This window comes from Burkholderia sp. LAS2, from assembly GCF_018417615.1.
GTDB classification, from domain to species: domain Bacteria; phylum Pseudomonadota; class Gammaproteobacteria; order Burkholderiales; family Burkholderiaceae; genus Burkholderia; species Burkholderia sola.
On sequence record NZ_CP071052.1, the window covers coordinates 3104062 to 3120420 of the forward strand.

15 protein-coding genes are annotated in these 16359 nt (G+C 68.0%); 8 read left to right on the forward strand and 7 right to left on the reverse strand.

What is annotated here, in order from left to right:
- Positions 1-28 precede the first annotated feature (28 nt).
- Positions 29-1348, reverse strand: coding sequence for an ATP-binding protein (locus tag JYG37_RS14400; protein WP_050012013.1), 1320 nt, complete (start codon positions 1346-1348; stop codon positions 29-31).
- Positions 1332-2057 (reverse strand): response regulator, encoded by a 726-nt coding sequence (locus tag JYG37_RS14405; protein ID WP_006493394.1) that lies wholly within the window; start codon positions 2055-2057, stop codon positions 1332-1334. Before JYG37_RS14405 ends, JYG37_RS14400 begins: the two co-directional genes overlap by 17 nt.
- 224 nt (positions 2058-2281) lie before the next feature.
- Between JYG37_RS14405 and JYG37_RS14410 the strand changes: the two genes are divergently transcribed.
- Entirely contained in the window at positions 2282-2836 is a 555-nt protein-coding gene (locus JYG37_RS14410; RefSeq protein ID WP_050012014.1) for a Spy/CpxP family protein refolding chaperone, read from the forward strand.
- 69 nt (positions 2837-2905) lie between these two features.
- Here the strand turns inward: JYG37_RS14410 and JYG37_RS14415 are convergent, their stop codons facing one another.
- Positions 2906-3610, reverse strand: coding sequence for a pirin family protein (locus tag JYG37_RS14415; RefSeq protein WP_089488724.1), 705 nt, complete (start codon positions 3608-3610; stop codon positions 2906-2908).
- A gap of 366 nt (positions 3611-3976) precedes the next feature.
- Between JYG37_RS14415 and JYG37_RS14420 the strand changes: the two genes are divergently transcribed.
- From JYG37_RS14420 to JYG37_RS14435, 4 genes are all read left to right on the forward strand, one after another.
- A complete protein-coding gene (locus JYG37_RS14420; protein ID WP_050012016.1) occupies positions 3977-4759 on the forward strand; it encodes an ABC transporter substrate-binding protein in 783 nt (260 codons plus the stop codon).
- Positions 4760-4988: 229 nt separating this feature from the next.
- Positions 4989-5678: an ABC transporter permease gene (locus JYG37_RS14425; RefSeq protein WP_006489645.1), complete on the forward strand. Its 690-nt coding sequence runs from the start codon at positions 4989-4991 to the stop codon at positions 5676-5678.
- Complete coding sequence (locus JYG37_RS14430) at positions 5675-6388, forward strand: ABC transporter permease (protein ID WP_050012017.1); 714 nt, start codon at positions 5675-5677, stop codon at positions 6386-6388. The genes JYG37_RS14425 and JYG37_RS14430 overlap by 4 nt, the downstream gene beginning before the upstream one ends.
- A gap of 20 nt (positions 6389-6408) precedes the next feature.
- Positions 6409-7188, forward strand: coding sequence for an ABC transporter ATP-binding protein (locus JYG37_RS14435; RefSeq protein ID WP_050012018.1), 780 nt, complete (start codon positions 6409-6411; stop codon positions 7186-7188).
- Between the two features lie 63 nt (positions 7189-7251).
- Here JYG37_RS14435 and JYG37_RS14440 read toward each other — a convergent pair whose 3' ends face one another.
- Positions 7252-7749, reverse strand: a complete 498-nt coding sequence (locus tag JYG37_RS14440; RefSeq protein WP_050012019.1) for a GNAT family N-acetyltransferase — start codon at positions 7747-7749, stop codon at positions 7252-7254.
- Between the two features lie 141 nt (positions 7750-7890).
- Between JYG37_RS14440 and JYG37_RS14445 the strand changes: the two genes are divergently transcribed.
- Together JYG37_RS14445 and JYG37_RS14450 are read left to right on the forward strand one after the other, a co-directional pair.
- The gene (locus tag JYG37_RS14445; protein WP_124651403.1) at positions 7891-8817 is read left to right on the forward strand and encodes a LysR family transcriptional regulator; all 927 of its coding nucleotides are present in this window, start codon (positions 7891-7893) and stop codon (positions 8815-8817) included.
- A gap of 541 nt (positions 8818-9358) precedes the next feature.
- Positions 9359-10438, forward strand: coding sequence for a porin (locus tag JYG37_RS14450; RefSeq protein ID WP_213345524.1), 1080 nt, complete (start codon positions 9359-9361; stop codon positions 10436-10438).
- Between the two features lie 180 nt (positions 10439-10618).
- Here JYG37_RS14450 and JYG37_RS14455 read toward each other — a convergent pair whose 3' ends face one another.
- Both JYG37_RS14455 and JYG37_RS14460 read right to left on the reverse strand, forming a co-directional pair.
- Positions 10619-10957, reverse strand: coding sequence for a P-II family nitrogen regulator (locus JYG37_RS14455; protein WP_006398637.1), 339 nt, complete (start codon positions 10955-10957; stop codon positions 10619-10621).
- An 83-nt stretch (positions 10958-11040) separates the two neighbouring features.
- Positions 11041-12744 carry an NAD+ synthase gene (locus tag JYG37_RS14460; RefSeq protein ID WP_050012022.1) on the reverse strand — a complete coding sequence of 568 codons (1704 nt, stop codon included), beginning with the start codon at positions 12742-12744 and terminating at the stop codon, positions 11041-11043.
- Positions 12745-12853: 109 nt separating this feature from the next.
- Between JYG37_RS14460 and JYG37_RS14465 the strand changes: the two genes are divergently transcribed.
- A complete protein-coding gene (locus JYG37_RS14465) occupies positions 12854-14032 on the forward strand; it encodes a GNAT family N-acetyltransferase (protein WP_050012023.1) in 1179 nt (392 codons plus the stop codon).
- A 73-nt stretch (positions 14033-14105) separates the two neighbouring features.
- On the opposite strand, the gene JYG37_RS14470 is transcribed toward JYG37_RS14465, so the two are convergent.
- Positions 14106-16352: a glycoside hydrolase family 3 C-terminal domain-containing protein gene (locus tag JYG37_RS14470; RefSeq protein ID WP_213345526.1), complete on the reverse strand. Its 2247-nt coding sequence runs from the start codon at positions 16350-16352 to the stop codon at positions 14106-14108.
- Between the last annotated feature and the right edge of the window lie 7 nt (positions 16353-16359).

Here is a 16359-nt window from a genome sequence, read left to right on the forward strand (position 1 = left end):
CGCCCGGCCGGGCAGGCGCCGCACCCGCTCATGCGGCCTGTGCGTGGGATTCGTCGTCTTTCGGCACGGCGTCGAACGGGAACGTCATCGACACGCGCAGGCCGCCTTCGGGGCGATTGCCGATGTCGCATGCGCCGCCCAGCCTGAGCACGAGCCGCTCGACGATCGCGAGCCCGAGCCCGCTGTGGCCGTTCCCGCCGCGCGCGGGATCGAGCCGCACGAACGGCCGCGTGGCGGCCGCGAGGTCGCGCGGCGCGATGCCGCCGCCGCTGTCGCTGACCGACAGCACGTAGCCGGCCGGCGTGCGCGCCGTCTCGACGAGTACGGGCGGTGCGCCGTACGCATGCGCGTTGTCCAGCAGGTTCGACAGGATCCGGTCGAGCGTCGCCGTCGGCAGCCGGAAGCCGGGATCGGCCTCCAGCCGCGTCTGGACCGCCGGCGCGTTCGGCGCGACCGCGCGATAGCTGCGCGCGATCCGCTCGCACGCGTGATCGACCGGCACCGGCTCGCTGCGGTCGGCCCCGCCATGCGCAAACACCAGGAACTGGTCGACGATGTGCGACATCGAGTCGACGTCGCGCACGACGCCGTCGCGCAGCCGCGCGTCGTCCATCATTTCCGCCCGCAGGCGCATCCGCGCGAGCGGCGTGCGCAGGTCGTGCGCGACGCCGGCCAGCATCACCGCGCGATCACTGTCGGCCTGCGACACCTGCTCGACCATCTGGTTGAAGCCGTGCGTGAGCTGGCGCAGTTCGCGCGGCCCGCGTTCGCGCAGCGGCGGCACCGGCTGCCCGCGGCCGAAACGCGCGACCGCGCGAGCGAGCGAGCGCAGCGGCTGCTGTAACTGCCAGGCCGCGAACAGCGCGGCGATCACGCCGGCCGAGAAGATCGTGCCGAGCCACAGCAGCATCCGGTCGAGCGAGCGCGGCGGCCGCAGCGGCTGCACGGGCACCACGATCCAGTTGCGGTCGGCCGGCTCCTTCACCCACAGCACGGGCGGATGGCCCGGTGTGCCGATCTCGACCTGCGTGCCAGGCGGCATCCGGTCGCTCACGTCGTCGCGGAACCGCTTCAGCGGCGGCGGCAGCCCCGCATCGCCGCCCTTCGGCACGTCGGCGCTGTCCGGCGACACGAGCCGCACGCGCGACGGCAGCGGCTGGTCGGGCGTGCGCGCGACGTGCTGGCGCACCGCGTCGACGAGGAACGCGGCCTCCTCGACCGCATAGCGCGTCTGCATCTGGTTGCGCTCGAGCCGCATCGCGAAGAACCACGCGAAGTGCGACAGGAGCAGGACGCCAACGACGAGCAGCGCCAGCCGCCCGAACAGCGAATCAATGGGTTTGCGCATGGGCCTCGCCGTCGGGCACGAACACGTAGCCGCGCCCGCGCACCGTCTGGATGAAGCGCGGCGTCGACGGATCCGTTTCGAGGATGCGGCGCAGGCGCCACACCTGGACGTCGATGCCGCGGTCGGTGCCGTCGTACTCGGGCCCGTGCAGCAGCTCGAGCAGCCGCTCGCGCGTGAGCGTGCGCAGCGCGTGGTTCACGAAGATCTTCAGCAGCGCGAATTCGCTGCTCGACAGCGTGGCCGGCTTGCCGTCGACCGACAGCGTGCGCGCCTGGAAGTCGAGCAGGAAGCGGCCAAACGCGAACGGCTCGCGCTGTTCGGGCGCGGCCGCCGACGGCGTCGCGCGGCGGCGGCGCAGCACGGCCTGCACGCGCGCGAGCAGCTCGCGCGGGTTGAACGGCTTGCCGAGGTAGTCGTCCGCGCCGAGCTCGAGCCCGACGATGCGGTCGACGTCGTCCGCGCGCGCGGTCAGCATGATCACGGGGATGTCGTCGCCGGCCGCGCGCAGCTGGCGCAGCGCGGTCAGGCCGTCCACGCCCGGCATCATCAGGTCCAGCACGATCAGGTCGGGCCGCTCGCGCTCGAGGCGCTTCTCGAGCGTCGCCGCGTCGTGCAGCACGGACACTTCCATCCCCTGGCGCACGAGATAGTCGCGCAGCAGGTCTCGGAGTTCTTGGTCGTCGTCGACGATGAGGATCTGGGTAGTCATGGCTCGAAGTTTACCGCGCGAGGACGGAGTCGAAGAACGAAACAAAGGGGCGAAAGGGTTACTGCGGGTTACCGCGCAAGGGAACTGTAATGCGCGGTAACCGGGTCGCCGCCCCGCGTAACACCCGTCGGAGCCTGCATCGCTAACCTGCGTCTTACCGGATGCGGTACCCGACTTTCCCGGCACCGCATCGCCGGACCCTTTGGATACAAGGAGTTTCTGAAATGTATAAGAAGACTTCCCGCGTGGCCATCGCGGCCGCCACCGTGCTCGCTCTCGCATTCGGCACCGCGCATGCCGCGCCGCCCGACGACATGCCGCCGCCGGGCGGCCCCGGCATGCACCGGATGCACGACGGGCACGAAGGCGGCCCGTTCGGCGCGATCATGAAACTGCACGACCAGCTAAAGCTCAATGCGTCGCAGGAGCAGCAATGGCAAGCCGCCGTCAATACGATGAAGCAGAACCGTGACGCGATGCGCAAGAGCCACGAGCAGATGCGCGAGCAGTTCAAGGCGCAGCAGAACCAGCCGATCCTCGACCTGAGCGCGATGCATTCGGCGCGCCAGCAGGCGGAAGCGCAGAACGCGCAGCTGCGCGAGCAGACGTCCGCCGCGTGGCTCACGTTCTACAACGGGCTGAACGACCAGCAGAAGACGATGGTCAGCACCGTGCTCAAGCAGCAGTTCGCGAAGATGGAACAGCGCCACGAGAAGATGAAGGCGCGCTGGGAGCAGCATCGCGCGGCCGCCAAGGGCGCGTCGGCGCCGGCGCAGTAAGCCGGCGGGCCGCTCGCACGGCGGCACCGAACGGGGACGCAGGCATCGGCCTGCGTCCCCTTTTTCGTTTCAGGCGACGTCGAACAGCAGCACCTCGGCGCTCCGGCCGCGCGCGAACGCCACCGCGTCCACGCCGCCGATCCGCGCGCCGTCGCCGGCGGCCAGCGCGCGGCCGTTGACCTCGACCTCGCCGCGCGCCACGTGCACGTAGACGCTGCGCCCGGCCGGCACGTCGAACGCCGTCGTCTCGTCGCCGTCGATCAGCCCCGCGAAGATGCGGGCATCCGCCCGCATCGACAGCGCGCCGTCGCCGCCGTCGGGCGCCGCGACGAGCCTCAGGCGCCCGCGCTTCTCGTCGTCGGCGAAACGCCGCTCCTCGTAGCCGGGCCGCCCGCCCCGCTCGGCCGGCTGCAGCCAGATCTGCAGCAGATGCAGCGGGCGGTCGCGCGACGCGTTGGTTTCGCCGTGCATGAGCCCCGTGCCGGCGCTCATCCGCTGGATGCCGCCGGTCCGGACGATCGCGCCGCAGCCGAGGCTGTCGCGGTGCGCGAGCACGCCATCCAGCACGTAGGTGACGATCTCCACGTCGCGGCGCGGCTGCATCCCGAAACCGCGCGTCGGCGCAATCAGATCCTCGCTCAGCACGCACAGCGCGCCGACGGGCGGACGCACCGGCGCATGCGCGGTGCGGCAGGCAGACGAAAAACTGTGACTCGATTCGAGCCAGCCGTGGCGCGTATGCCAGCGGTCTTCGGCGCGCAGGATCTGGAACATTGGGGTGGACGCTCGGGGGCGCAGATGTTCTGTTCGGGTTTACCTCCACTGTAGGGGGACGTCGAACGCGCCACAATCCGCCGCCCGCGCACCGCATCGTTGCAGCCGCGGAACCAATTGCCGGAATATTCGTTGCGAATACCGCGATTACCGCAACAGCCGATTCGAGGAATCGGTCGACCGTGCCGGATTGCCGTTTTCCGGGTATCGCGTTCGGGTAAAATACCGCCCTTTTGGCGTTCGCCGTTCCGGCGGCCGCCAACGTCAGAGCGCCGATCGGCGATTTTTGGCCGTCTAGAATACGCCGCGGCGCCCGGTTCGACCGGCCGCGAGCGCCCCCGGAAAGTCAGCAACAGAAGGATGGAAATGAAGAAGGCCGCCCTGTGCGCCGCCCTCGCCCTCGTGGCGGGCAGCGCCTTCGCGAAGGAGTGGAAGACCGTGCGGATCGGCGTCGACGCCAGCTACCCGCCGTTCGAGTCGACCGCGCCGAGCGGCGAGATCGTCGGTTTCGACGTGGATCTCACCAAGGAAATCTGCAAGCGGATCAACGTGAGATGCGTGTGGGTGGCGCAGGATCTCGACGGAATCATCCCGGCGCTGAAGGCGAAGAAGTACGACGTCATCGTGTCGTCGCTGACCGTCACGGACAAGCGTCGCGAACAGATCGACTTCTCCGACAAGGTGTACGACGCACCCGCACGGATGATCGCGAAGACCGGCTCGCCGCTGCTGCCGACGGTCGCGTCGCTGAAGGGCAAGCGCGTCGGCGTCGAGCAGGGCTCGACGCAGGAAACCTACGCGAAGGCGTACTGGGAACCGCAGGGCGTGACGATCGTTCCTTACCAGAATCAGGACCAGGTCTATACCGATCTCGGCACGGGCCGCCTCGACGCGACGCTGCAGGACGAACTGCAGGCCGACTACGGCTTCCTGCGCACGCCGCGCGGCAAGGGCTTCGCGTTCGCCGGGCCGGAAGTGAAGGATCCGAAGACGATCGGCGACGGCACCGCGATCGGCCTGCGCAAGGAAGATACCGACCTGAAGCTCAAGATCAACCGGGCGCTGGCCGACATGCACAAGGACGGCACCTACGACCGGCTGTCGCACCAGTACTTCTCGTTCAGCGTCTATTCGGCGCCGGCCCGCTGAACGCGGCCCAAGCAGCAGCAGCGGATGCGGGGGCGGCCCCGCGTCCGGGCAGTACAGGCAGTCAACCACGCGCCGCCCGCCCCTTGCCCGTCGCTCGCGCGGCGGGCGGGCCCGGCACCGTTGCCGGGGCGGACGGTCATGATACGCACGGGGCGTTCCGCGCAGCTTGGCGGACGCGTGTTTCGCGGCGCACCGCGTGCGCCGTCAGGGACCACACCAGGGACCCCATATGTTTCTACAAGGCTACGGCCCGCTGATCCTCGCCGGCACCTGGCAAACCGTCAAACTGGCGGTGCTTTCGCTTGCGCTGTCGTTCCTGCTGGGGCTGCTCGGCGCCGGCGCGAAGCTGTCGCGCAACCGCGTGACGAACGGCGTCGGCACCGTCTACACGACGCTGATCCGCGGCGTGCCCGATCTCGTGCTGATGCTGCTGCTGTTCTACAGCCTGCAGATCTGGCTGAACATGGCGACCGACGCGCTCGGCTGGGACCAGATCGACATCGACCCGTTCCTCGCCGGCGTGCTCGTGCTCGGCTTCATCTACGGCGCGTACTTCACCGAGACGTTCCGCGGCGCATTCCTGTCGGTGCCGCGCGGCCAGCTCGAGGCCGGCAGCGCCTACGGGATGACGAACTGGCAAGTATTCACGCGGATCATGTTCCCGCAGATGATGCGCTTCGCGCTGCCGGGCATCGGCAACAACTGGCAGGTGCTCGTGAAGTCGACCGCGCTCGTGTCGATCATCGGTCTGGCCGACGTCGTGAAGGCGTCGCAGGACGCCGGCAAGGGCACGCTGCGATTCTTCTTCTTCACGCTGATCGCGGGAGCGGTCTACCTCGCCATCACGACGATCTCGAACTTCGTGCTGATGTGGCTCGAAAAGCGCTACTCGACCGGTGTCCGCAAGGCTGACCTATGATCGAACTCATCCAAGAATACTGGCGCAACTATCTGTACACCGACGGCTATCGCATCACCGGTGTCGCGATCACGCTGTGGCTGCTGGTCGTGTCGATCGGCCTCGGCTTCTGCCTGTCGGTGCCGCTCGCCGTCGCGCGCGTGTCGAAGCGGAAGTGGCTGGCGGGCGCCGTGTGGCTGTATACGTACGTGTTCCGCGGCACCCCGCTCTACGTGCAGCTGCTGCTCTGCTACACGGGCCTGTACAGCCTGCAGGCGGTGCGCGGCACGCCGATGCTCGATGCGTTCTTCCGCGACGGGATGCACTGCACGCTGCTCGCGTTCACGCTGAACACCTGCGCGTACACCACCGAAATCTTCGCGGGCGCGATCAAGGCGACGTCGTACGGCGAGATCGAAGCCGCGCGCGCGTACGGGATGTCGCCGTTCACGATGTATCGCCGCGTGATCCTGCCATCGGCGCTGCGCCGCGCGCTGCCGCTGTACAGCAACGAAGTGATCCTGATGCTGCACGCGACGACGGTGGCCTTCACCGCGACCGTGCCGGACATCCTGAAGATCGCGCGCGACGTGAACTCGGCGACCTACATGTCGTTCCACGCGTTCGGCATCGCCGCGCTGCTCTACCTCGTGATCTCGTTCACGCTCGTGTGGCTGTTCCGCCAGGCCGAGCGCCGCTGGCTCGCGTATCTGCGCCCGCAAGGCAAGTAAGTTTCCGCAGGACTAATCGAATGAACTCCCAGACCCAGAAGCTTTTCGTCGACGATCTCCACAAGCGGTACGGCGACAACGAGGTGCTCAAAGGCGTGTCGCTGAGGGCGAACTCGGGCGACGTGATCAGCGTGATCGGCTCGTCCGGCTCCGGCAAGAGCACGATGCTGCGCTGTATCAACTTCCTCGAGCAGCCGAACGCGGGTCGCATCTTCGTCGACGGCGAGGAAGTGCGCACCGCGCTCGACAAGACGGGCGCACTGCGCGCGGCCGATTCGAAACAGCTGCAGCGCGTGCGCACCAAGCTGTCGATGGTGTTCCAGCACTTCAACCTCTGGTCGCACATGAACGTGATCGAGAACGTGATGGAAGCGCCGGTGAACGTGCTCGGCATCCCGAAGAAGGAAGCCGAGGACCGTGCGCGCGAGTATCTCGAGAAGGTCGGCCTCGCGCCGCGCGTCGAGAAGCAGTATCCGTCGCATTTGTCCGGCGGCCAGCAGCAGCGCGTGGCGATCGCGCGGGCGCTCGCGATGCATCCGGACGTGATGCTGTTCGACGAGCCGACCTCCGCGCTCGACCCGGAACTGGTGGGCGAAGTGCTGAAGGTGATGCAGAAGCTGGCCGAGGAAGGCCGCACGATGATCGTCGTCACGCACGAGATGGGCTTCGCGCGCAACGTGTCGAACCACGTGATGTTCCTGCACCAGGGCCGCGTCGAGGAACAAGGCGTGCCGGCCGAGGTGTTCGCGAACCCGAAGAGCGACCGCCTGCGCGGCTTCCTGTCGGGCAGCCTCAAGTAACGCCCGTCACGCGCCACGCCCGAGCGGGCGCCCGCGGTTCGCCGCGCGGCGCCCGTTTTGCGTTTACGCGGCGCTCACCGGCGTGCCGTCGGCGAACGCGCGCAGTTCGTCGCCCGCCAGCCGGTAACGCACCCATTCGCTCTGCGGCGCCGCGCCGACGCTTTCGTAGAAGCGAATCGCCGGCTCGTTCCAGTCGAGCACGCTCCATTCGAAACGCCCGCAGCCCGAGTCGACCGCGATCCGCGCGAGCGCCTTCAGCAGCCGCAGCCCCGCGCCGGCGCCGCGAAAACGCGGCGATACGTACAGATCCTCCAGATACAGCCCCTGCCGCGCGAGCCACGTCGAATACGAGAAGAAATACACGGCGAAGCCGGCCGGCTCGCCGTCGATCTCGCACATCAGCGCCCGCGCCGGCGAGCCTTCGCCGAACAGGCTGCGTTCGAGCGATTCGGGCGTCGCGACGACTTCGTGCTCCGCTTTCTCGTAGACGGCCAGTTCGGTGATGAAGCGCAGGATCTGCGGCACGTCGGCGACGGTGGCGGAACGGATATCGATTTGCACGGGTTGAGCCCTCCTCCGGCCCGGGATGTGAAACGGAAAACGGCGCCGCGCAGCCCGCAGCCGCGCTGGCGCCGTTCAAACCGTCATGCTACGTTCATGCGATGCCTGCAGGAAGTGCAGGTTCTTCATCCAGACCTGAACATGATGCATCCCGATCTGCGCCGCCTCGACCTGAACCTGCTGCTCGTGTTCGACGCGCTGTACCGCCACCGGTCGGTCGCAGCGGCCGCGCACGAGCTCGCGTTGAGCCCGTCGGCGTTGAGCCATGCGCTCGCCCGGCTGCGCGACGCGATCGGCGATGCGCTGTTCGTGCGGCTCGGCAACGAGATGCAGCCGACCGTGCGCGCCGACGACATCGCCACGTGGGCCGGCGACGCGCTCGACGCGATGTCGAAGGGGCTCGCCCGCGCGCGCCGCTTCGATCCGGCGCAAAGCGACCGTACGTTCGTGTTCGCCGCGACCGACTACACGGCATTCGCGGTGCTGCCGGCGTTCGTCGCCCGCATCCAGCACGTGGCGCCGCACCTGCGCATCCGCGTCGTCCATTCGGACCGCAAGATTTCCGTCGACGAGCTCGCGGCCGGCCGCATCGACTTCGCGCTCGGCTACCACGAGGAATCGGCGGCCGACGCACCGGGCATCGAGGATTTCGACTGGTTCTCCGACGATTACGTCGTGATCGCGAGCGCCACGCATCCGGACATCCGCCGGCGGCTGACGCTCGACCAGTACCTGGCGGCGCGCCACGTGGTCGTCACGCCGTGGAACGAGTCGCGTGGCGTCGTCGACTACGTGCTCGACCGGCTCGGCCTCGCGCGGCACGTCGCCGTGCAGTTGCCGACCGTGCTGGCCGCGCCGTTCGTGATCGCGGAGTCGGCACTCCTGATGACCGTGCCGAACCGCGCCGCGCAGGCGCTGCGGCACGCGGCGCCGATCCGCATCTTCCCCGCGCCGTTCGAAATCCCGCGCTACACGGTGAAGGTCTACTCGCATGCGAAGCATGCGCGCACCGACGCGCATCGCTGGATCCGCGCGCAGTTGCTCGACGCACGGCCGAGCGCGGACTAGCCACAGCGCGTTTCGGCCGGGCGTTTCGGGCACCGATCGGCGATGGCTGCAATCGCCGGAATCATTACGAAATACTTACCCATTTCGCGACTTTCGCGCTTACGCCGGCGCCTTTGCAACGTCAATAGTGGCAATCCTTGAGCCCTATCCGCCGAATCCATGTCTCCCTTGTGGGACAAGGGTTTTCCGGTAATCGAGAACCCTTGGGAGCCCTGTTGCGCACCGTGTTGCATGGCAATTTGGCGACAGCGGTTAGTCAAACAACGATTTCCGTCGCCACAAAATTGTATTTTTGCTAAATTAGTAACCAAAGTAGCAAAACGAAGTTCGTGAAATGTAGTTTAGCTTCACGACACAACAAGGAGACCCCGCAGGCCGACCCGGCTGCGCGGGACCGCTCAACGGTTTTCCGTCTGCTTGCCCGCGTGCCGCGCTTACCGGCCCTGCACGAGGTCTCCCTGGTTATCCCGCTTTTGCCCGGCGCTCGCGCTCCGGGCATCTCGTGCAGTCTGGGTTGACTTTTTGACAGGGTATGGAGGAGATGATGAAGAAAGCTTTGGTCGCGGCGGCGCTGATGGCTGCTGGGGTGGTGACGGCGCACGCGCAGAGCAGCGTCACGCTGTATGGCCGCCTGGATGCAGGTATCGAGTACATGAACGGCCTGCAAAACGGCCACCAAGTGCGCGCGGAAAGCGGCGACTGGGGCACGAGCCTGTGGGGCTTGAAGGGTAGCGAGGACATCGGTGGCGGCAACAAGGTCCTGTTCCACATCGAAGGCGCGTTCAACACGATGACGGGCGGCTTCAGCGGCTCGATCTGGGATCGTTTCGCGACCGTCGGTATCTCGAACGACCGCTACGGTACGCTGCTGCTGGGTCGCGAGCTCGCGATCGCCAACGGCGTGTGGGATTTCGACCCGTTCGGCCAGTCGGCCTGGTCGACGGCCTCGCTGGTGCGCGGCCGCAACTGGAACAAGACCAGCAACAACGTGTCGTACCAGTCGCCGTCGCTCTACGGCCTCGACTTCTACGGCCAGTTCTCGTTCTCGAATTCGACCAGCTTCAACGGCAACACGACGGCCGGCCAACCGGGTCGTGCAATGGGCGGTCAGGTCACCTACACGAACTCGCTGTTCCAGTTGCGCGGCATCTACGACGAAACGCGCGACAGCAACGGCCGCTTCTCGGACGTGTTCAACTACTCGCGCGAATACTTCGCGGGCGTGAACGTGTTCCTCGGCCAGTTCAAGGTTCAGGCGGCCTACCAGGCATCGCGCGCGGACGGCAGCGGCGGCCCGGCAGTGAACGCCGGCGTGACGGGTACGCAACAGGTGTGGGGCGGCGTGACGTGGCAGGCGACGCCGGCAGCGGCGCTGATCGCGGCCGTGTATCACGTGAACGCGAACCACGGCGGCGGCAACGCGAACATCTACACGATCGGCGGTTCGTACAACATCTCGAAGCGCACGCTGTTCGACCTGCAGGCCGCGACGGTGCGCAACAGCTCGTCGGCCAACTTCGGCCTGAACGCGAACGGTGCGGGCACCGCCGTGTCGACCGGCAACCCGCATCTGGGCGGCAGCCAGACCGGCGTCTACGCCGGCATCCAGCACCTGTTCTGATCAGGCGCCGTCAAAGAACGATTCGACAACACTTTCCACGCTGCTGCGAGAGGCGCGTATCGGTGCGGTACCCAACCGGGTATCCGCACCGTTTTTTCTTGGGCGGCGGATTCTTGCGACCCGTGGCCCGCTCGGCCGAAGCGGCCGGGAAGTGATTGAACGGCGCGGAAGCGGCGGCGCTCAGACGGCCGCTTCGTTCTCTTCGCCGGTACGGATGCGGATCACGCGCTCGACGTCCGACACGAAGATCTTGCCGTCGCCGATCTTGCCGGTGCGCGCCGCACCGATCACCGCGTCGATCACCTGATCGACCTGCGCTTCCGCGACGACCACCTCGATCTTCATCTTCGGCAGGAAATCGACCACGTATTCCGCGCCGCGATACAGCTCGGTATGGCCCTTCTGGCGGCCGAAGCCCTTCACTTCCGTCACGGTCAGGCCCGTGAGACCGACTTCGGCGAGCGCTTCGCGGACTTCGTCCAGCTTGAACGGCTTGATGATGGCGGTGATGCGTTTCATGATGGTTGTCCCTCAATGCTCGTTTGGATGAAAAATCGCGTTCCCGATTGTAAGCCGGCGGGCCGCCTCCGGCCCAGCACCGGTCAATCGAGCCGTTCGGTAAAACGTGATGTGATCGGGTAGCGCCAGTCGCGCCCGAATGCGCGATGCGTGACCCGGATGCCGATCGGCGCCTGGCGGCGCTTGTATTCGTTGATCTTGATGAGCCGCGTCACGCGCTCGACGTCGGCCTGCGCGTAGCCGGCCGCAACGATCTCGGCGAGCGGCCGGTCTTCTTCCATGTACATCCGCATGATCGCGTCGAGCACGTCGTACGGCGGCAGGCTGTCCTGGTCGGTCTGGTTCTCGCGCAGCTCCGCCGACGGCGCGCGCGTCAGGATCCGCTCGGGAATCACGTCGCGCAGCGCGTAATCGGTCGTTTCGTTGCGATAGCGGCAGAGTTGGTACACGAGCGTCTTCGCGATGTCCTTGATCACCGCGAAACCGCCGGCCATGTCGCCGTACAGCGTGCAGTAGCCGACCGCCATCTCGCTCTTGTTGCCGGTCGTCAGCACGATCGAGCCGAACTTGTTCGACAGCGCCATCAGCAGCGTGCCGCGGATGCGCGCCTGGATGTTCTCCTCCGTCGCGTCTTCCGCGCGGCCCGCGAATTCGTCCGCGAGCGCGGTGCGGAATGCATCGAACATCGGCGCGATCGCGATCTCGTCGTAGCGCACGCCGACGCGCCGCGCCATTTCCGCCGCATCGGTGGTCGAGATGTCGGCCGTGAAGCGCGACGGCATCATCACCGCGCGCACGCGCTCCGGCCCGAGCGCATCGCATGCGATGGCCAGCACCAGCGCCGAATCGACGCCGCCCGACAGCCCGATCAGCACGCCGGGAAAACCGTTCTTGCCGATGTAGTCGCGCACGCCGGTCACCAGCGCGCGGTACACCTGCGCGTGCGTCGACAACCCGGGCGCGATCGCGCCAGGCAGCGGCCGCGCGCCATCGAATTCGACGATCGCATGCCCTTCGTCGAACTGCGGCATCTTCGCGACGAGCGCGCCGTCGCCGTCGAGCACGAACGACCCGCCGTCGAACACGAGTTCGTCCTGGCCGCCGACGAGGTTCACGTAGACCATCGGCAGCCCGGTCTCGCGAATCCGCGCGCGCAGGATGTCGATGCGCACCGCCTCCTTGTTCATGTGATACGGCGAGCCGTTCGGGATCAGCAGCACCTGCGCGCCGGCCGCCTTCGCGATCTGCGCGGCCGACGCATGCCACGCGTCCTCGCAAATGATCACGCCGTATTTCACGCCGTTCAGCTCGAACACGAGCGGCTCGGTATCGGTCGCGAAGTAGCGTTTCTCGTCGAACACCTCGGCGTTCGGCAGATCCTGCTTGCGGTAGGTGCCGACGATCTCGCCGCCGACGATCAGCGACGCCGCGTTGAAGGTATCGGTGGGCGGCACGCCGCGCTCGATCGGGCGGTTTGCATTACCATCGACGGCTGACGCGCTGCCCGCCCCCGCACCGCGCAACGGATGGCCGACCAGTACCGCGAGCCCGTCGAACGCCTTCAGTGCGTCGGCGAGCGCATCGAGCGCGGCGGCCGCCGCCGCGTAGAACGCGGGTCGCAGCAGCAGGTCTTCGGGTGGATAGCCGGACAACGCGAGTTCGGGGGCGACCATCAGTTGCGCACCATCGTTGTGCGCGGCGCGCGCGGCCGCGACGATGCGCGCGACGTTGCCGGCGAAATCGCCGACGGTGACGTTGATCTGGGCGAGAGCGAGTCGGGTCTTCATGGCGGGGGCGGCGCAACCCGGCGGCGCGCCTTGAACGGCTGACGAAATCGATCCGGGCGCGGGCCACGGCGGCCCGCATCCGGCAACATCCAACGGTACGGATTCACGCTTGAAACACGAACGCATCGATTATCGCACGGGCATCCTGTCGTCCCCCGCCGAGGTGCCGGCCGACGAATGGAACGCGCTGCTCGCGGGCGACGCGCAGCCCACGCCGTTCCTGCGCCACGAATTCCTCGACGCGCTGCACGTCGCGCGCTGCGCGGTGGACGACACCGGCTGGTCGCCGCACTTCGTCACGCTGACCGACACGCGCACCGGCCGCCTCGCGGCCGCCGCGCCCGTCTACGCGAAACAGCATTCGTACGGCGAATACGTGTTCGACTGGGCGTGGGCCGACGCGTACCAGCGCAACGACCTGCCCTACTACCCGAAGCTGCTGTGCGCGGTGCCGTTCACGCCGGTGCAGGGCACGCGGCTGCTCGCGGCCGACGACGACGCGCGCCGCCGGCTCGCGGCCACGCTGCTCGCGTTCGCCGAGCAGAGCGACGTGTCGTCGCTGCACGTGCTGTTTCCGACCGGCGACGAAGCGCGCCTGCTCGAATCGATGGGGATGATGCTGCGCGAAGGCGTGCAGTTTCACTGGCTCAACGACGGCTACCGCCACTTCGACGATTTCCTCGCCACACTCGAGCAGAAGAAGCGCAAGAACATCCGCGCGGAGCGGCGCAAGGTGCACGACGCGGGCGTGACCTTCCGGCGGCTGACCGGCGATCAGATCACCGACGCCGACTGGCGCTTCTTCTCGCGCTGCTATCGGCAAACGTACCGCGAGCACTATTCGAGCCCGTACCTGAACCTCGACTTCTTCCGCACGATCGGCACGACGATGCCCGAGAACCTGCTGCTCGTGATCGCGGAAGCCGACGGGAAACCGATCGCGAGCGCGCTCGCCGTGTACCGGCGCGGCGAGCACGGCGGCGGCACGCTGTACGGCCGCTACTGGGGCGCGATCGAACACGTGCCCTGCCTGCATTTCGAAACCGCCTACTATCAGTTGCTCGAATTCTGCATCGAGGCCGGACTCGACACGTTCGAAGGCGGTGCGCAGGGCGAGCACAAGCTCGCGCGTGGTTTCCTGCCGACCGTCACGCACTCCGCGCACTGGCTCGCGCATCCGGCGTTTTCCGATGCGGTCGCGCGCTTTCTCGAGCGCGAGACCGAGCATATCCACGCGTACGTCGACGAACTGCGCGAACACGATCCGTTCCGGCGCAACACCGGCTAGCGCCGTCCGGCGCGCCGCGCACGCGGCGAAGCCACGCAAGGGCCTCGCCGCCTGCCGTCCGGCTACCGCGCGTTCAGTGCGCGGCGAGCGTCACCGTCTGCGACAGCGCCTGCGGATCGCGCGACGACGCGGCCGCCGACAGCGCGTAGCTGCCCGCGCCGATCCGCCATGCGTGCGCGCTCGCATCCCACACGGCGAAGCGCTGCGCCGGCACCGCGACGTTGACCGTGCGCGCCTCGCCCGGCTGCAGCGCGACCTTGGTCCAGCCGACGAGCCGCTTCGGCGGCTCGCCAAGCGACGCGGGCAGCGCCGCGTAGATCTGCACCGTCTGCGTACCGGCGCGCGCACCGGTGTTCGTCACCGTCACGCCGACCGTCACGTTGCCCGCGGCGTCCGCCTGCGCGGACATCGCCGACAACGCATACGTCGTGTACGACAGCCCGTAGCCGAACGGGAACAGCGGCTCGATCGCCTTCGCGTCGAACCAGCGATAGCCGTACGCGAGCCCTTCCGCATAGACGTTTTGCAGGTTCGACGGATCGATCGTCGGCTGCGGCAGGTCGGCCTCCTGCTTCGGGAACGTGAGCGGCAGCCGGCCCGACGGGTTCGCGTCGCCGAACAGCAGGTCGGCGATCGCCTGGCCGCCCTGCGCGCCCGGATACCACGCGTCCAGCACGCCATGCACGTTCGCGAGCCACGGCATCAGCACCGGGCTGCCGTTCTCGAGCACGACGATCACACGCTTCGCCGTCGCGGCGACCGCGGCGATCAGCGCGTTCTGGTCGTATTGCTGGTTGTACGGGTCCGCCTTCGCATCGGGCAACGACAGGCTCGCGAGGTCGAGCCCTTCCGTCTGCCACTGCGTGGCGAACACGATCGCGACATCGGCCTGTGCGGCCGCGCTCGCCGCGGCATTCGCGTCGGTCCCGTCGAGATAGCTGACCGACGCGTTCGGCGCCTTCGCGCGGATCGCCGCGAGCGGCGCGGACTTGTACCAGGTCGCGCACCCGCCGAACAGCATGCCCGCCGGTTGCTGGCAGGACGTCACCGCGTTGCCGTCGATCGCCGGCACCGCACCCGAGCCGCCGCCCGACAGCACGCCCGCGTCCGCATGCCCGCCGATCACGACGACCGACTTGAGCGTGCCCGCGGCGAGCGGCAGCACCGGCTGCGTGTCGCCCGGCGCGGCCGCGTTCTTCAGCAGCACCGCCGCTTGCCGTGCGATCGCGAGCGCGTCGGCATTGCCGGCGGCCTCGTCGATCGCGCCGCCCGGCTTCGGCGGCGCATCCATCACGCCGATGCGGATCAGCGTGCGCAGCTTGCGCTGCACCATGTCGTTCAGCCGCGCGACAGACACGCTGCCGGCCTGCAGCGCCGCGCGCAGCTTCGCATTGAAGTACGAGCCGAGCGGCGCGTTGCCGTCGTCGGCCGCGCCCGGCTGTTCCTCGTCGAGCCCCGCCTGCACGGCCGCGACCGTCGAATGCGTCGCGCCCCAGTCCGACTGCACGACGCCCTTGAAACCCCACTCGTTCTTCAGCACCGTCGTCAGCAGATACGGGTTCTCGCACGCATACACGCCGTTCAGCTTGTTGTACGCGCACATCACGTTGCCCGGCTGGCCGTCCTTCACGCCGATCTCGAACGCGAGCAGCTCGGCCTCGCGCATGGTCCGCTCGTCGACGACCGAATCGACCGTCATGCGGTTGGTTTCCTGGTCGTTGAACGCGAAATGCTTGATCGTCGCGATCACCTTCCGCGCCTGCGTGGCCTGCGTGCGCGCGGCGCTCAGCGTGCCCGCGAGCACCGGGTCCTCGCCCATGTATTCGAAGGTGCGGCCGTTGCGCGGCTCGCGCGCGAGGTTCACGCCGCCGCCGAGCCCTTCGGCGAAACCGAGCGCGCGCAGTTCGAGCGCGATGCGCGTGCCGTAGGTGCCCGCGAGCGCCGGGTCCCACGTCGCCGCGAGCGCGACCGGCGCCGGCAGCGCGGTCACGCGCGCATTCTTCACGTTCACGCCGCCCGCCGAATCGGCGCTGCTGACGGCCGGAATGCCGAGCCGCGGCACGCCCGGGATGTAGCTCGCGCCGTTCAGCGCGTCGGCCGGGAACGGGCCGCCCAGGCTGAGCGCCGGCATGCCGGTGCCGTGCACGAGCTGCAGTTTCTCGTCGGTCGTCAGTTGCGCGACGAGCGCGGCCGCGCGCTGGTCGGCTGCCGCGTCGGGGTCGGTCGGGGCGTGAATGTCGTCGCCGCCGCACGACGCGAGCAGCACCGTGAGCGCGCACGCGGACGCAATCGTCGAACACCGGAACAGCGAAGTTTTCATTGATCCT

What these genes read in the sequence shown, in the direction of transcription:
- JYG37_RS14460 (WP_050012022.1), bottom strand. Translation starts at nt 12,744, where the DNA reads ATGAAGACCCGACTCGCTCTCGCCCAGATCAACGTCACCGTCGGCGAT.
- JYG37_RS14430 (WP_050012017.1), top strand. Translation starts at nt 5,675, where the DNA reads ATGATCGAACTCATCCAAGAATACTGGCGCAACTATCTGTACACCGAC.
- JYG37_RS14450 (WP_213345524.1), top strand. Translation starts at nt 9,359, where the DNA reads ATGATGAAGAAAGCTTTGGTCGCGGCGGCGCTGATGGCTGCTGGGGTG.
- JYG37_RS14420 (WP_050012016.1), top strand. Translation starts at nt 3,977, where the DNA reads ATGAAGAAGGCCGCCCTGTGCGCCGCCCTCGCCCTCGTGGCGGGCAGC.
- JYG37_RS14470 (WP_213345526.1), bottom strand. Translation starts at nt 16,352, where the DNA reads ATGAAAACTTCGCTGTTCCGGTGTTCGACGATTGCGTCCGCGTGCGCG.
- JYG37_RS14445 (WP_124651403.1), top strand. Translation starts at nt 7,891, where the DNA reads ATGATGCATCCCGATCTGCGCCGCCTCGACCTGAACCTGCTGCTCGTG.
- JYG37_RS14400 (WP_050012013.1), bottom strand. Translation starts at nt 1,348, where the DNA reads ATGCGCAAACCCATTGATTCGCTGTTCGGGCGGCTGGCGCTGCTCGTC.
- JYG37_RS14435 (WP_050012018.1), top strand. Translation starts at nt 6,409, where the DNA reads ATGAACTCCCAGACCCAGAAGCTTTTCGTCGACGATCTCCACAAGCGG.
- JYG37_RS14405 (WP_006493394.1), bottom strand. Translation starts at nt 2,057, where the DNA reads ATGACTACCCAGATCCTCATCGTCGACGACGACCAAGAACTCCGAGAC.
- JYG37_RS14425 (WP_006489645.1), top strand. Translation starts at nt 4,989, where the DNA reads ATGTTTCTACAAGGCTACGGCCCGCTGATCCTCGCCGGCACCTGGCAA.
- JYG37_RS14410 (WP_050012014.1), top strand. Translation starts at nt 2,282, where the DNA reads ATGTATAAGAAGACTTCCCGCGTGGCCATCGCGGCCGCCACCGTGCTC.
- JYG37_RS14415 (WP_089488724.1), bottom strand. Translation starts at nt 3,610, where the DNA reads ATGTTCCAGATCCTGCGCGCCGAAGACCGCTGGCATACGCGCCACGGC.
- JYG37_RS14455 (WP_006398637.1), bottom strand. Translation starts at nt 10,957, where the DNA reads ATGAAACGCATCACCGCCATCATCAAGCCGTTCAAGCTGGACGAAGTC.